This window comes from Microbacterium sp. cf332 (assembly GCF_900102175.1).
Taxonomy (GTDB): domain Bacteria; phylum Actinomycetota; class Actinomycetes; order Actinomycetales; family Microbacteriaceae; genus Microbacterium.
In genome coordinates this window covers 160,654-175,108 of record NZ_FNKN01000002.1, presented here as the reverse complement: position 1 = coordinate 175,108, position 14,455 = coordinate 160,654, and the positions used below count along the sequence as shown (strand labels likewise).

Below are 14,455 nucleotides of genomic sequence, written 5' to 3'. Positions count from 1 at the left end.
CACACCATAACAGTAGCGGCTCGTGAGCGGGAAGGGAAGGGGCGCCGAGTATCATCGGCGCATGACTGGTGCGCTGCCCTCCGATGCGACGCCGACCGTGCTCTTCGTGTGCGTGCACAACGCGGGGCGCTCGCAGATGGCGGCCGGCTTCCTTCGTGAGATCGCCGGCGATCGCATCGAGGTCCGCTCCGCCGGCTCGATGCCCGCGGAGCGGATCAACCCGGTAGCGGTCGAGGCCATGGCCGAACTCGGCATCGACATCACCGCTGAGCAGCCGAAGGTGCTGACGACCGAGGCTGTGCAGGCGTCCGACGTCGTCATCACGATGGGGTGCGGCGACGCATGCCCCTACTTTCCGGGGAAGCGCTACGAGGACTGGAAGCTCGACGATCCCGCAGGTCAGGGCATCGCGGCGGTCCGCCCCATCCGCGACGAGATCCGCGACCGCATCCGGCGGCTGGTCGCCGAGCTGATCTGACCGCCGCGCTGATCTGACCGCCGAGCGACGCGGGCGGCAGGATCGTCGTCGCCGTGGTCAGCGCGCCGAGGCGAGGACGACCGCCTCGTCGACCGGGCTCAACCCCGATCGGCGATCGCGTGCGACGCCCCGCGACATCTCGTCGGACAGGACCTTGGCTGCGGTGTCCGCGAGGGGCGTGAGGTGTCCGCCGGTCTCGAGGAAGCGACGGCCCGACCGCTGCGCGAAGCCGATCTCGGTAGAGGGGAGCCAGAGCGGCAGCGAGCGGGGGCCGGCCCAGTAGCGCACGTCGTGGGCCTGCAGCGTGTCATCGGACACCTCGACGACGTCGCCGCCGAACCCTGCGATCTCCGCGATCGAGCAGAAGGCGTCGCGCATGGGCACGATGGCGCCGACCGCGTTGACCGTGCCGGTCACGTCGTCGCGTGCGGCGGCGGCGATCCACGTGGCGAGGTCGTCCACATCGATGACCTGCACGTGCCGCCCGGTCGTCGAGGGGGCCAGAACCGGCCCCGGACGGGTGAAGCGGGCGGGCCAGTAGCCGAACCGGTCGCTGGGGTCGCCGGGTCCGACGATCAGCCCGGGGCGCGCGATCAGGAGGCGGTCGCCGAGCCGACGGGCGCTCGCCCTCTCGGCGGCGACCTTCGCGTCTGGGTAGCGGCTGAGGTCCTCGGGCTCGACGAGGGCGGCGGTCTCGCCGGCACCGGGCTCGGTGTTGCCGGCGTAGGCCGAAACGCTCGAGATGAGCGTCCAGTGCGCGGCGCGGGCAGCCAGAGCGTCGAGTGCCGGGCCGACCAGGTCGGGCTCGTAGGCGATCTCGACGACCTCGTCCCAGTCGCCGTGGACCGCAGCGTACGCGTCGTCCGAGCGCCGATCGACCGCGACCAGGCGCGCCCCGGCGGGCACCCCGCCCGACTCGCCGCGGGCGAGGCATGTGACGTCGTCGCCGTCCGAGACGAGTCGCTCCACCACCGTCCGTCCCAGCCAGCCGGTGCCTCCGAGGACCAGTACGCGTCGCATGTGTCCAGTCAACACAGACGACTGCCCGTAGCGGACGGGCGTCCGCTACGGGCAGAAGGCGATTCGTGGGGCGCTCGGACGTCAGCGCGCGGCGGCCTTGAGCGTGCCGGTCACCTGGCCCTGCGGGTCACCGATGAGGCAGAGGATCTCGCGGTCTCCCGCGTCCCAGCTGCCAGCGGTGGGGACGTAGTAGTTGAAGTCGAGCACCGACTCCTCGTACGCCGTGCCGACGAAGGTCGAGAACGCGTCGGCGCAGACCTGCTCGGCCTGTGCCTGCGCGCCCTCGATCCCGGGGAAATCGTCGCCCGTGATGTCCTCGGCGTAGAACGCCTCGAGGTCGTGCGGGTCCGAGCAGGGCACGGTGGGCGCCTCCGTGACCTCGGTGGCGTCCGAGTCCGAGAAGAGCATGCAATCGCCGACGCGGATGGCGAAGACGTCCGTGCTCTCGTTCGATTCGGCGATCGCGCCGGACTCGTCGCGGACCGGGGCCTCGGCCCCTCCGGAGAACGCGTTCAGCGTGGAGCAGCCGGTCGCGAGAAGGGCGACGGCGATGGCGGCGGCGGGCAGGGCGAGGAGGCGACGACCAATGTTCACGTCGAACGACTCTATCCAGATCGCGCCGTTCCTGGGAAATCCTGATGATTCAGCTGAATGTTCCGTGCGCGTCGAGCGGATGATGAGACACCCCCGGTACGTCCTCGAGCGCGGTGTACACGGGGATGCCGCGCTCTCGGGCGATCGCGACGTCCTGGTCCGCTCCCCGGGACTCGCCCGAGAGGCGCAGGACCGCGTCGCATCGCTGCAGCAGCCGGTGCGCCACGGGGTACATCACGCGCTCGGCGAGGGGATCCGTCGGGCCGCTCGCGCCCGCACTCGAGAGCACGGGGAGTGCGACCCATTCGCCGATCATGGGGATGTGCCCGGCGGCGAACAACGGCCAGGCCGCCTCTTCGAGGCGGCCGAGGTTGCGCCGCATGAGCGCCGGATCGCCGCCCGTGCCCGACGCGTACGGGCCGGCGATGAGGATCATGAGTGTGTCAGTCATGATTCGATAGTATGCATAAACGTGCAACAACGTGAAGGAGTCGGAATGCTTGCCGCCGCCCGCAAAGATCTCCTGCTCGCGCGCCTCCGCGCCGACGGCCGCATCGTCGCCAAGGAGCTCGCCGCCGAGCTCGGCATCTCCGAGGACAGCATCCGGCGCGACCTGCGAGAGCTGGACGCCGCCGGCCTGGCCACGCGCGTCTACGGCGGGGCCGTGCCCGCGTCGCCCGCCGTCGTCGCCTACGCCGCACGGCAGAGTGTGGCCACCGAGAGCAAGCAGCGGGTCGCCCGTTTCGCGGCGGGGCTCATCGAACCCGGCAGCACGGTCATCATCGATGGTGGGACGACCGCGCTCGCGACGGTGCGAGCCCTCGACCCCTCACTCGCCTGCACGATCGTCACGCACAGCCCCACCGTGGCGGCCGCACTGCTCGACCACGCGGCGGAGGTCATCATCATCGGAGGGCGCCTGTTCAAGCACTCCGCCGTCGCGAGCGGGGCCGCCGCCGTCGAGGCCGCCCAGCGGGTGCGCGCCGACCGGTTCCTGCTGGGGGTCACCGGCATCCACGCCGAGGCGGGACTGACGACGGGTGATGCGGACGAGGCGGCGATGAAACGCGTTCTCGCCGAACGGGCGGCGGAGACGTACGTCCTGGGCAGCGAGGAGAAGATCGGCGCGGTCTCGCCGTTCGCCGTGCTGCCCGTCGACGCCGTCACGGGGGTCGTGGTCGACACCGGCGCGTCGGCGAGCGGCCTGCGAGCACTCGAGGCGGCCGGGATGCCGCTGCTGCGCGCGTGAGACGAGTCCCACGGCATCCGATCGGGTGACGTGATCGCCCGCCGTCGCTAGGCTGTGCCGCATGCAATGCCGGTGAGTCGCTCTCGATCCCCATCCGCGCGTCGACGTCGACGCGATCGAAAGGCTTGCCCATGAACTCGTCCGCCGTCCACGCGCTTCCCCTCACCGGGAAGACCGCCCTCGTCACCGGCGTCTCGCGCCGCCGCGGCATCGGCTTCGCCGTCGCCGCGAAGCTCGCCGGTCTCGGAGCCGGCATCGTCATCCACCACCACCGCCCGCACGACCTCGACCTCCCCTGGGGCGGCGACGACCTCGACGCCGTGCGCGCCGGCCTCCGCGAACACCTCGTCGGCGACGCGGTGCTCACCGACCTCGCGGCCGATCTCTCCGCCCCCACCGCCGCGGAGGAACTCGTCGAAGCCGCAGCCCAGGCGAGCGGCGGGCTCGACATCCTCGTCTGCAACCACGCCAAGAGCGGCGATGACGGCAGCATCCTCGACATGACGCCCGCGCGTCTCGACGCCTTCTGGGACGTCAACGCCCGGGCGACGCTGCTGCTGACCGCGGCTTTCGCGCGCCGCTTCACCGCGGTGCCTGCATCGCCCCGTCGGCCGGGAGACCGCATCGCCGGCGGCAAGCCGTACGATGCTCCGCGCGGTCACGTCGTATGGATGACCTCGGGCCAGATCCACGGGCCGATGATCGGCGAGATCGCATACGCCACGAGCAAGGCCGCGCTCGCCGGAGTCACGGCGTCGGTCGCGGCGGAGCTGCTCGAGCTGGGTGTGATCCTCAACACGCTCAACCCGGGCCCGGTGAACACCGGCTACCTCGACCCCGATACGACCGACCGGTCGCTCGATGCCCTCGATGCCTACCTCGCGAGCACGCCCTTCGGTCGTGTCGGGCGTCCGACCGATCCCGCCGAGCTGATCGCCTGGCTCTGCACCCCCGCGGGCCGATGGATGGTCGGACAGGTCATCACGAGCGATGGCGGGTTCAGTCTGCTCGGCTGAGGGCGACCGCCGTCGCGCGGACGGTCATGCCGGGGCGTCGTCCGCCCGCGAGGTCCGGAATCGGCGGTCGTCGCGGAACCGCTCGCGCCGACGGTGGATCAGGCCCCCGACGATGACGAGACAGATGAGCAGTGAGGGGCCCAGCCAGAACGTCGACAGGCGGAGAAATATGATCGTCAGTCCCCAGACGGCCGCGGTCGCCGTCGTGATCCACCGTGGGCCCGGCTCCGTCGACGTCACTCGCGACGTGGGCGCTTCTTCGTGCGGCACGCGGCACCCCTCTCTCCGTGAGAGCGGGCGCGCGCAGCCACGCGCACAGCTCCGATCCGAGGCTCGCAGGGGAGGCTCGGCCGTCGCCGCGGTGCGATCGGAACGCGTGGGCGAGACAGCCGACTTGCGTGTCATCGCGCGCGTCCTGCGTGTCCGTCGGGCGCACGCGGCCCGGCCGTCCGCGCCGTTCAGTCGGCGCGCACGAGGAGGTCGCCGATCTCGCAGTCGAGCGCCCGGCAGATCGCCGAGAGCGTCGAGTAGCGGATGGCGCGGGCACGGTCGTTCTTGAGCACGGAGAGGTTGACTACCGAGACGCCGACGATCTCGGAGAGGCGCGTGAGCGTCATCCCTCGCTCGGCGAGCAGTTCGTCGAGCCGGCAGTGGACTCCGCTCGGGCCCTCGTCGTCCGCAGGGCTCACACCAGTCCCTCCGTGTCGCGCCGCAGGCGCTCGCCGTGCGCGAAGGCAGTGGCGAGCACGGCCGCGGCGAGTGCGGCGACGAAGACCGGTGCCAGCGGGATCAGGTCCATCACGTGAAGCGGTTCGAACGGCACCCCCAACGAGTCGAGCGCCCGCTCGCGGCCGAGCCCGTCGAGGACCGGCCAGCCGAACGCGGTCGCGGTGAGGGCCGCGCCGATCGTCGTCAGGGCCCGTGTCGTCCGCCTGCTGAAGACCTCGCCGCGGCGGACGGCGAGCGCGATGAGCATGAGCGAGCGCATCGCCACGACGATCGCGACGGCGACGAGAAGCGTCGCCAGGATGAGCCAGGTGCGCCCGAGCGCATCGGTGGCGGGAGCGAGGACGGTCACGTCGACGAAGCCGGAGGCCGTCGCGTCCTCGCCGCCGAACGACACGATGTCGGTCGCGGGCACGCTCACCCGCGGGCCCGTGGCGCCTGCGATCCGGGCGATCCGGAATGCGGCCCAGCCGACGGCACCGATGGCGACGGCGACCGTGTAGAGGAGGAGGTCGAGTGCCCCGGTGCGCCAGGAGGCCGGCTCGGACGAGCTCATCACACCAGTCCCTGGGTGTCGCGCTGCAGCCGCGAACCGTAGCGGAAGACGGCGGCGAGCGCCGCGAGGCCGAGGCCGGCGGCGATCGGCCAGAACGGCAGGGTGATGTCGAGCGTGGCTGACGGCCACCAAGCCAGCGGATCCTCGATGCCGGGGATGTCGGTCCAGTGGGCGCTGACCCGTTCGAAGAGTTCCCGGGACGCCATGCTGCCCGAGATGTCGGAGAGCAGCTGCGCCGCGGTGCCGCCCGCCGCGACGATCACCGCCGTCGCCATCGTCATCCGCACGATGATGCGATCGAAGGCGCGTCCGGCGAGCAGCTGGAAGCACGCGACGGCGATGAGCGCGGCGACCGCCGCGGGGATCAGCGACCACAGCGCCTGGCCGGTCGTCCACAGACCGCGCGCGAGCGGGCTGATCCCCGCGACGTCCACCTCGGCGACCGAGAACCCGCCGCCGGCGACCTGCGCCGTCGGCCCGGTGTCGATGACGACGCCGGGGAGGAGCTCCGGCCAGAACGGCGCGACGGGGACACTCATCCGCGGTGCGTCGGCCGCGAGGTTCTGGACCACCGAGACGATCGCCCCGAGGAGGCTGAACACCGCCCACAGCGCGGACAGCGTCAGCGCGAGACTCACCACCGGAGACGGGTCGCCCCGCCGACGGGCCCGGGCCGCGGCCGTCGCGAACAGCGCGGCGGCGATGGCGAGGGCGATCCCTGCGACGACGACGATCTGACCGACCGCCCAGACGTTCGACATCCGCATCCTCTACTTATCGATCATCGTTATTATCGACAAACGTTATGTTCCGCGGCTCCCGGATGCAAGCCCGGCGGCGCTATGCCGACGGCGAACACGGGCATACCCGTATCCCCGCCTGGTTACTCTCTTTCGTAAGCGCCCGGACTCCCGGCGCTCGAAGGAGGCTGACGATGTTCGAGAGATTCACGGATCGTGCCCGTCGCGTGGTCGTGCTCGCCCAAGAAGAGGCGAAGATGCTCAACCACAACTACATCGGGACCGAGCACATCCTCCTCGGTCTGATCCACGAGGGAGAAGGCGTTGCCGCCAAGGCCCTCGAGAGCCTGGGCATCTCGCTCGACGCGGTGCGCGAGCAGGTCCAGGACATCATCGGCCAGGGCCAGCAGCAGCCCACCGGTCACATCCCGTTCACGCCGCGTGCGAAGAAGGTGCTCGAGCTGTCGCTGCGCGAAGCGCTGCAGCTCGGACACAACTACATCGGCACCGAGCACATCCTGCTCGGCCTCATCCGCGAGGGCGAGGGCGTCGCGGCTCAGGTGCTGGTCAAGCTCGGCGCCGACCTGAACAAGGTCCGCCAGCAGGTCATCCAGCTGCTCAGCGGCTACCAGGGCAAGGAGCCCGCCGGCGCGACCGTCGGGGCGGGCGAACAGGCGCAGGCGCCCCAGGGCGGATCGGCCGTGCTCGACCAGTTCGGACGCAACCTCACCCAGGCCGCGCGCGACAACAAGCTCGACCCGGTGATCGGCCGCGAGAAGGAGATCGAGCGGGTCATGCAGATCCTCTCGCGCCGCTCCAAGAACAACCCCGTGCTGATCGGTGAGCCCGGCGTCGGCAAGACCGCCGTCGTCGAGGGTCTCGCCCAGGCGATCGTCAAGGGCGATGTCCCCGAGACGCTCAAGGACAAGCAGGTCTACTCGCTCGACCTCGGCTCGCTCATCGCCGGTTCCCGCTACCGCGGTGACTTCGAGGAGCGCCTGAAGAAGGTCACGAAGGAGATCCGCACCCGCGGCGACATCATCGTCTTCATCGACGAGATCCACTCGCTCGTCGGAGCCGGTGCGGCCGAGGGCGCGATCGACGCCGCCTCGATCCTCAAGCCGCTGCTCGCTCGCGGCGAGCTCCAGACGATCGGCGCCACGACCCTCGACGAGTACCGCAAGCACTTCGAGAAGGACGCCGCCCTCGAGCGCCGGTTCCAGCCGATCCAGGTCGGCGAGCCCAGCATCCCTCACGCGATCAACATCCTGAAGGGTCTGCGCGACCGCTACGAGGCGCACCACAAGGTGCAGATCACCGACGGCGCGCTCGTCGCCGCGGCGAACCTCGCCGACCGGTACGTGAGCGACCGCTTCCTTCCCGACAAGGCCATCGACCTGATCGACGAGGCCGGCGCCCGTCTTCGCCTGTCGATCCTGTCGTCGCCGCCGGAGCTTCGCGAGTTCGACGAGAAGATCGCGAAGGTCCGCGAGGACAAGGAGCGCGCGAGCGAGGAGCAGGACTTCGAGAAGGCCGCGTCGCTGCGCGACGAGGAGAAGTCGCTGCTCGCCGAGCGGCTGCGCCTCGAGAAGCAGTGGCGTTCGGGCGACGTGGCGTCGCACGCGGTGGTCGACGAAGGCCTCATCGCCGAAGTGCTCGCCCAGGCCACCGGCATCCCGGTGTTCAAGCTGACCGAGGAGGAGACCAGCCGTCTCGTCTTCATGGAGAAGGCGCTGCACCAGCGCGTCGTCGGCCAGGAAGAGGCCATCGCGGCCCTCTCGCGCACCATCCGCCGCCAGCGGGCCGGTCTGAAGGACCCCAAGCGGCCCTCGGGCTCGTTCATCTTCGCCGGTCCGACCGGTGTCGGTAAGACGGAGCTGGCCAAGGCGCTCGCCGAGTTCCTCTTCGACGACGAGGGCGCGCTGATCTCGCTCGACATGTCGGAGTTCGGTGAGAAGCACACGGTCTCGCGCCTGTTCGGCGCCCCTCCCGGATTCGTCGGGTTCGAGGAGGGTGGCCAGCTCACCGAGAAGGTGCGCCGCAAGCCGTTCTCGGTCGTGCTCTTCGACGAGATCGAGAAGGCCCACCCCGACATCTTCAACTCGCTCCTGCAGATCCTCGAAGAGGGACGTCTGACGGACGGTCAGGGCCGCATCGTCGACTTCAAGAACACCGTGATCATCATGACGACGAACCTCGGCTCGTCGGCGATCGCCGGTGGTCCGGTCGGCTTCCAGGTCGAGGGCAACGCGCAGACCAGCTACGAGCGGATGAAGGGCAAGGTCGACGAGGAGCTCAAGCGGCACTTCAAGCCCGAGTTCCTCAACCGCGTCGACGACGTCATCGTCTTCCCGCAGCTGAACAAGTCCGAGCTCCGCCAGATCGTCGACCTGTTCACGAAGCGCCTGAGCGACCGTCTGCTCGACCGCGACATGACCGTCGAGCTCTCGGACTCCGCGAAGGACCGCCTCATCGAGATCGGTTTCGACCCGACGCTCGGCGCCCGGCCGCTGCGCCGTGCGATGCAGCGCGAGGTCGAGGACCAGCTCAGTGAGAAGATCCTGCACGGCCAGCTCAACGCGGGCGACCACGTCAAGGTCGACACCGAGGGAACGAAGTTCGTGTTCGAGACGGCACCCCGCGAGGGCAAGGTCGCTGTGGGCGTCGGCGCCGCGGGCGAGATCGCCGCGACCCCCGACATCGCCGCGAGCGGCGACTGACCGGGATCGCGCGAGCGACGGACACACGGAGGGGCGGATGCTGCGGCATCCGCCCCTCCGGCGTTCCCGGGGGTCGGCGTTCCCGGGGACTGGGTCCTCGGGGTTCCGGGGGCAGAATGGCGATATGCAGCCGCAGCCGAACACCGTCGTCGTTCGCGCCGTCGATCGCGCCGCGGGTGGTGCCGTCGACAGGATGAGAGTCGATTGGACGGCCGTATCCGGTCTCCTGCGCGACTACCACCTGCAGACGGAACACGAGAAGGCGCAGCACGGGGTCGCACCAGGCGGCAGCGAGCTGCCTGCGCGGTATCAGGCTGAGATCGACGACCCGGCGTCCGCCTTCGCGGGTGCGGAGGTCGTCGTCGCCGACGGCGAGGACGGCCCGGTCGGGATGGTGGTGCTGCAGGCGGCCGACGGTGACGTCGAGCTGAAGCGCCTCTGGGTCGCTCCCGCCGGGCGGCGTCGGGGCGTCGCGGCAGCGCTCATGTCGCACGCGCGCGAGCATGCCGAGCGGTCGGTCGCCGGCGGTCTGCGGCTGTCGGTCTGGGACTGGCGCGCCGACGCGCTCGGGCTCTACCGCTCGCAGGGATTCGTCGTCGTGCCCTCGTGGGAGTCCCGCGAGCGACTGGTCTGCCTGCGGCATCCCGTGCGTTGAGTCCCGTCGACAGGATGAGCGCCCAGGATGCCGCTCCTGCGGCGAGTTCGGAGGGCTCGAACCTGTCGACGGGACGCGCGTGCGTCCTCCCGGGGAGTGTGCGCGGGGGGATCCGCGGCGTGTGATCGGCGCGAAACACGATGGCCCTACGATCGGCGCGTGAGCAGCGACGACGCCACGACGGCGCCCCGACCCGTCATCGGATTGACGACCTACCTCGAGCGCACCCGGCAGGGGGTCTGGGACGTGCGGGCGAGTTTCCTGCCGCAGCAGTACTTCGACGGGGTCACCTCGTCGGGCGGGGCGGCGACACTGCTGCCGCCGCAGCCGTCCCCGCAGCCGGCCGCCGAGGTCGTGCTCGATGGCCTCGACGGTCTCGTGCTCACGGGTGGGCTCGATGTGCAACCCGAGCTCTACGGGGCCGAGCGGCATCCGCTCACGGATCCGGCCCGGCCCGACCGCGACGACTGGGAGCTCGCGCTGTTGCGAGGCGCCCGCGAGAGGGGCATCCCGGTCTTCGGCATCTGCCGCGGGCTGCAGCTGATCAACGTGGCCGCGGGCGGTTCGCTGCACCAGCATCTTCCCGACGCCCTGGGCACCGACCGATATCAGCTCGGAAACGGGGTGTTCGCTCGCAACGAGGTGACGGTGTCGAGCGGAACCCTGTTGGCCGAGCTCATCGGCACGGGTTCTCTCACGGTGAGCAGCTACCACCACCAGGGCATCGACCGCCTCGGCGAGGATCTCGTCGTGTCCGCCCGCAGTCGCGAGGGCCTGCCGCAGGCGATCGAGGCCCCCGGCGACGAGTACCTCGTGGCAGTGCAGTGGCACCCCGAGCAGGATGCCGCCGACCGCCGCCTCTTCCTCGGCCTCGTCGCCGCTGCGACCGAGTACGCAGCTCGCCGCCGCTGACCCGGGGCCGGCTGTCGCCCCGCCGGTCGCTGCGTGCCGGGCGGTCCGGGATGCAAGGGTTCGTGGCCGACACTCGGGTGCGGCCGGCCGGGCGTCGGGGTGTCGCATCCGATCCATTGCGTCGCGATCTGTGGGATGCGGGATGGGCCGGCCCGGGGGAGCGGCGCAGGTCGGGGCAGCTCCGGGCCGTCTTCCCCATCCGGGATGCAAGGGTTCGTGGCCGACACGCGGGTGCGGCGGGCGGGGCGTCGGGGTGTCGCATCCGATCCATTGCATCGCGGTCTGTGGGATGCGGGGCGGGGCCCGCCGGCCCGGCCCGCCCCGGCCCGCCCCGCTCGGGGGCGAGGCGGGTCAGGGCTCGAGCGGGGCGACGTCGACCGAGACGCGCAGAGTCGAGGTCTTGGCCTCGGTGAAGATGATGCCCCGGACGGGCGAGACGTCGCCGTAGTCCCGGCCCCAGGCGACGGTGACGTAGCGGTCGTTGGCCCACTGGTCGTTGGTCGGGTCGATCGCGAGCCATTCGTCGGTGCCGGGCAGCCAGACGGCGAGCCAGGCGTGCGACGCGTCGGCGCCGAAGACGCGCTCCTTGCCGGGCGGGGGCTGGGTCGCGAGGTATCCCGAGACGTAGCGGGCGGCGACGCCGTGCGAGCGCAGGCACGCGAGGGCGACATGGGCGAAGTCCTGGCACACCCCCGCCCGCTTCTCCAGGGCGTCTGCGACCGTGCTGGTGACCGTGGTGGCCGTGCCGTCGTAGTCGAAGTCGGTGAAGATGCGGTGCATCAGGTCGGTCGCTGCCTCGCCGATGGGGCGTCCCGGGGTGAGCGAGAGCGCACCGTACTTCGCGGTCGCCTCGGACTGGGCCACGCGCGGCGACGGCATCGCGAACTCGGCAGCCCGCCACGCGCCCTCCTGGTCGGGATGGTGCAGCGGGCGGGCGAGCTCCCACGGCAGTGCGAGAGCGTCGGCGTCGTACTGCGGCGCGACGACGGCGACCTCGCTCGACGACTCGATCGTGAGCGCCTCGTGGGGCTCGGTCACGTGGAAGTAGGTCGACCAGTTGCCGAAGTAGTCGACCTCGCGGCGCAGGTCGCCGGGGCCGGGTGAGACCACGACGTCCGCTGCGCGCACCTGCTGTCCCACCAGCTCGCGCGGGGTCAGGTGGAACGTGCCGACGCTGTCCTCGACGGGGTCGCTGTACGTGTAGGCGGTGCGGTGCCACACCCGGTACTGCTTCACGCGCGCGCCTCCATCAGCTCTTCGATGAGGGCCAGCGACGACAGCGCGACCGGCGGCGGGCCGCTCTCGAAGTGCAGGGCGTCGATCGCGTCGCCGAGCTGCTCCAGCTGCGCCGTGAGGTCGTCGAGCAGCCCCTCGAGCGGTGAACGGATGCCGTCGACGGCATCGGTCAGCGCCTCGGTGTCGAGAGCGTCGATGAGCCTCTCGAGCTCGTCGACCAGACGCTCGGGGCGCGTCGATCCCGTCGATGCGGGAGCCGCCGCCAGGTGCGTGCGCAGCTCGGCGAGCGAGAACGCGAGCGACCGCGGGTTGTCGGGGTCGCGCAGCAGCAGGTCGAGGACGTCTCCCAGCCGCACCGCGCCGCGGAAGCGACGGCGGTGGGTGACGATGCTCTCGGACGCGGTCAGCACGGCCTCGAGCACGGCGTGCTCGGTGCGGATATCGCGGCGGTCGACGACGACACGCAGCAGGTGGGTGACCTGCAGTGCGCGCTCGATGAAGCGGCCCGCTTCGATGAAGCGCCATCCGGTGTCGCGCATCATGTTCGCCGTGACGCCCTGCAGCGACAGGATGACGGTGAGCATGCGTCCCGCGGATTCGGCGGTCCGATGGGCGTGCGGTGAGGCGCGCAGGGCACGCGACGCGCGTTCGATGCCGGCGAAGACGCGCCAGGTGTCGCCCGAGAGCTGGTCGCGGACGCCCTCGAGGACATCGCGCAGGCGAGCCAGGGCGTGTGCCGTGGAGCCGGTGCGCGCGGGGTCGAGGAGCAGCGACCGGAAGTCCGCGTCCGCGGCATCCGGTCCCGGTCCGGCGAGACGGTGGATGGCGTCGCGCAGCACGCGGGCGCTCGTGTGGGTGGCGCGTCCGGCCCCCGCGAGATCGAGCTGCTGCTGCGCCGTCAGCACGAGACGCAGCAGGTCCTCGGCGCGCTCGGCGTACCGACCCGACCAGAACATGTCGTCGAGGGCGCGCGGCGCGACGCTCGGCGCGCTCCGGCCGCCGGGCAGCGGCCCGATGTCGGTGAGCCCCTGGTCGGCATCGCCCTCGGCGGCCTTGAGCACCCACACGTCCTTCGTCGTGGGGGCGGCCGCGGCGCTCTCGCGCACCGTCGCGAGCCCGCCGAGCAGCGGGCGGTAGGCCGATCCGTGCCGGAGGGTGAAGGCCCGGAAGACCAGGGCTCGAGCGCGTGCGCTGTCACCCGCCCAGACCGGTGCCTGCGAGAGCGGCAGGAGCTCCTGGCCGACGTAGCGGTGCGGGGCGTCCGCGATCCGGGCGGCGACGGTCGCGGCATCCAGGTCGGCGAGGTCGCGGCGCGAGCCGTCGATCGGGCGGACGAGCAGGCCGGGATCGTCCGCCCGCAGTCGCTCGAGCACGACGGCGCGCGCGGCGGCGTCGCCGCACCACCAGGTCGGCACCCCGGGCAGTCGCAACTGCTCGCCGAGCAGCGCCTCGCTCGCGGCGGGGAGGTAGGGCAGCAGGGCGGGGTTCTCGAGTACGCCGGCACCGAGCCCGTTGACCAGGCGCACCGTGCCGCGCCGCACCGCCTCGGTGAGACCGGCGACGCCCAGCCGCGAGTCGGAGCGCAGCTCGAGCGGGTCGCACCACTCGGCGTCGACGCGGCGGAGGATGACGTCGACCTGCTCCGTCGGCTCCCGGTGTGGCCAGCCCGTGGGCTTCATCCACACGCGACCGCTGCGCACCACCAGGTCGCTCCCCTGCACGAGCGGCAGACCGAGGCCTCGCGCGAGGAAGGCCTGGTCGAAGGAGGTCTCGGAGTGCGGGCCCGGCGTGAGGACGACGACGCGGGGCTCGGCCACGCCCTCGGGAGCCGACGCGGCGAGGGTCGCGTGCAGGGCCGAGAAGTAGGGCTCCATGCGGTGCGGGTCGCTCTGCTGGTACAGGTCGGGCAGCACTTGGGAGATGACGCGGCGGTTCTCCATCGCGAAGCCGAGCCCCGAGGGTGCCTGCACCCGGTCGGCCAGCACCCGCCACTCGCCGTCGGCATCGCGGCCGAGGTCGGTGCCCGACAGCAGCAGTGGATGCCGGTCGGTGCCGCTCTCGCGCGCGACGGGACGGAGGAAGCCCGAATGGCCCAGCACCGCCGCCGCCGGGATGATGCCGGTCGACAGCAGTGTCTGCGGCCCGTAGAGGTCGGCCAGGACCGCGTTCAGCAGTTCTGCGCGCTGCGCCAGCCCCGTCTCGAGCCGCGCCCAGCTCGCGGCATCCACCACGAGAGGGACGGGGTCGAGCTGCCACGGCTGCGCGCCGGTGTCGGGGCGGACGTAGGTGACGCCGTCGTCGGCGAGGAAACGCGTGATCTCGCCCTCGACGCGGGCGAGCTCGGCGGGCGTCAGCGCGAGCGCGAGACCCGCGAGAGACTGCCATGCCGGTCGCAGCCCGCCGTCGGCGTCGACGACCTCGTCGTAGCGGGAGAGGTCGGGGAGACCGCCCGGAAGAGACGCCAACGGCAGTGTCGGCTGGGACACTGCGGCTGCGTAATCGCGGAGCACGCTCACGTCGGCACTCCAAAGAGGGAGGGATCTCGGGCTGAGG

15 protein-coding genes are annotated in these 14,455 nt (G+C 71.4%); 6 read left to right on the top strand and 9 right to left on the bottom strand.

Annotated features, from left to right (window positions below; all coding sequences use genetic code 11):
- The first annotated feature begins 61 nt into the window (after nt 1–61).
- A complete protein-coding gene (locus BLT21_RS07875; protein WP_091500891.1) occupies nt 62–478 on the top strand; it encodes an arsenate reductase ArsC in 417 nt (138 codons plus the stop codon).
- Between the two features lie 57 nt (nt 479–535).
- Here the strand turns inward: BLT21_RS07875 and BLT21_RS07870 are convergent, their stop codons facing one another.
- From BLT21_RS07870 to BLT21_RS07860, 3 genes are all read right to left on the bottom strand, one after another.
- Nucleotides 536–1,498 carry an NAD-dependent epimerase/dehydratase family protein gene (locus BLT21_RS07870; RefSeq protein ID WP_091500890.1) on the bottom strand — a complete coding sequence of 321 codons (963 nt, stop codon included), beginning with the start codon at nt 1,496–1,498 and terminating at the stop codon, nt 536–538.
- Between the two features lie 81 nt (nt 1,499–1,579).
- Nucleotides 1,580–2,092 carry a septum formation family protein gene (locus BLT21_RS07865; RefSeq protein ID WP_176786842.1) on the bottom strand — a complete coding sequence of 171 codons (513 nt, stop codon included), beginning with the start codon at nt 2,090–2,092 and terminating at the stop codon, nt 1,580–1,582.
- 49 nt (nt 2,093–2,141) lie between these two features.
- Nucleotides 2,142–2,543 carry a DUF4406 domain-containing protein gene (locus BLT21_RS07860; protein ID WP_176786841.1) on the bottom strand — a complete coding sequence of 134 codons (402 nt, stop codon included), beginning with the start codon at nt 2,541–2,543 and terminating at the stop codon, nt 2,142–2,144.
- A 45-nt stretch (nt 2,544–2,588) separates the two neighbouring features.
- On the opposite strand from BLT21_RS07860, the gene BLT21_RS07855 reads away from it, so the two are divergent.
- On the top strand, nt 2,589–3,341 hold the full coding sequence (locus BLT21_RS07855) for a DeoR/GlpR family DNA-binding transcription regulator (RefSeq protein WP_091500887.1): 753 nt from the start codon (nt 2,589–2,591) through the stop codon (nt 3,339–3,341).
- Between the two features lie 131 nt (nt 3,342–3,472).
- Entirely contained in the window at nt 3,473–4,357 is an 885-nt protein-coding gene (locus BLT21_RS07850; RefSeq protein ID WP_091500886.1) for an SDR family oxidoreductase, read from the top strand.
- 24 nt (nt 4,358–4,381) lie between these two features.
- On the opposite strand, the gene BLT21_RS07845 is transcribed toward BLT21_RS07850, so the two are convergent.
- The 4 genes from BLT21_RS07845 to BLT21_RS07830 all read right to left on the bottom strand — a co-directional run bounded on the left by BLT21_RS07845 (nt 4,382) and on the right by BLT21_RS07830 (nt 6,400).
- Nucleotides 4,382–4,627: a hypothetical protein gene (locus tag BLT21_RS07845; RefSeq protein ID WP_143024955.1), complete on the bottom strand. Its 246-nt coding sequence runs from the start codon at nt 4,625–4,627 to the stop codon at nt 4,382–4,384.
- A gap of 188 nt (nt 4,628–4,815) precedes the next feature.
- Complete coding sequence (locus BLT21_RS07840) at nt 4,816–5,046, bottom strand: helix-turn-helix domain-containing protein (RefSeq protein ID WP_091500884.1); 231 nt, start codon at nt 5,044–5,046, stop codon at nt 4,816–4,818.
- On the bottom strand, nt 5,043–5,639 hold the full coding sequence (locus tag BLT21_RS07835) for a DUF2975 domain-containing protein (RefSeq protein WP_091500883.1): 597 nt from the start codon (nt 5,637–5,639) through the stop codon (nt 5,043–5,045). Before BLT21_RS07835 ends, BLT21_RS07840 begins: the two co-directional genes overlap by 4 nt.
- Complete coding sequence (locus BLT21_RS07830) at nt 5,639–6,400, bottom strand: hypothetical protein (protein WP_091500882.1); 762 nt, start codon at nt 6,398–6,400, stop codon at nt 5,639–5,641. The genes BLT21_RS07835 and BLT21_RS07830 overlap by 1 nt, the downstream gene beginning before the upstream one ends.
- Nucleotides 6,401–6,573: 173 nt before the next feature.
- Here BLT21_RS07830 and BLT21_RS07825 point away from each other — a divergent pair, with 173 nt between their 5' ends.
- The 3 genes from BLT21_RS07825 (at nt 6,574) to BLT21_RS07815 (ending at nt 10,666) form a co-directional block, all read left to right on the top strand.
- Nucleotides 6,574–9,099, top strand: coding sequence for an ATP-dependent Clp protease ATP-binding subunit (locus BLT21_RS07825; protein ID WP_091500881.1), 2,526 nt, complete (start codon nt 6,574–6,576; stop codon nt 9,097–9,099).
- Between the two features lie 124 nt (nt 9,100–9,223).
- The gene (locus tag BLT21_RS07820) at nt 9,224–9,754 is read left to right on the top strand and encodes a GNAT family N-acetyltransferase (protein WP_256335988.1); all 531 of its coding nucleotides are present in this window, start codon (nt 9,224–9,226) and stop codon (nt 9,752–9,754) included.
- A gap of 159 nt (nt 9,755–9,913) precedes the next feature.
- Nucleotides 9,914–10,666 carry a gamma-glutamyl-gamma-aminobutyrate hydrolase family protein gene (locus tag BLT21_RS07815; protein ID WP_256335987.1) on the top strand — a complete coding sequence of 251 codons (753 nt, stop codon included), beginning with the start codon at nt 9,914–9,916 and terminating at the stop codon, nt 10,664–10,666.
- Between the two features lie 351 nt (nt 10,667–11,017).
- Here BLT21_RS07815 and BLT21_RS07810 read toward each other — a convergent pair whose 3' ends face one another.
- Nucleotides 11,018–11,902 (bottom strand): transglutaminase family protein, encoded by an 885-nt coding sequence (locus BLT21_RS07810; RefSeq protein WP_091500879.1) that lies wholly within the window; start codon nt 11,900–11,902, stop codon nt 11,018–11,020.
- Nucleotides 11,899–14,418 (bottom strand): circularly permuted type 2 ATP-grasp protein, encoded by a 2,520-nt coding sequence (locus tag BLT21_RS07805; protein WP_091500878.1) that lies wholly within the window; start codon nt 14,416–14,418, stop codon nt 11,899–11,901. The genes BLT21_RS07810 and BLT21_RS07805 overlap by 4 nt, the downstream gene beginning before the upstream one ends.
- Nucleotides 14,419–14,455 lie beyond the last annotated feature (37 nt).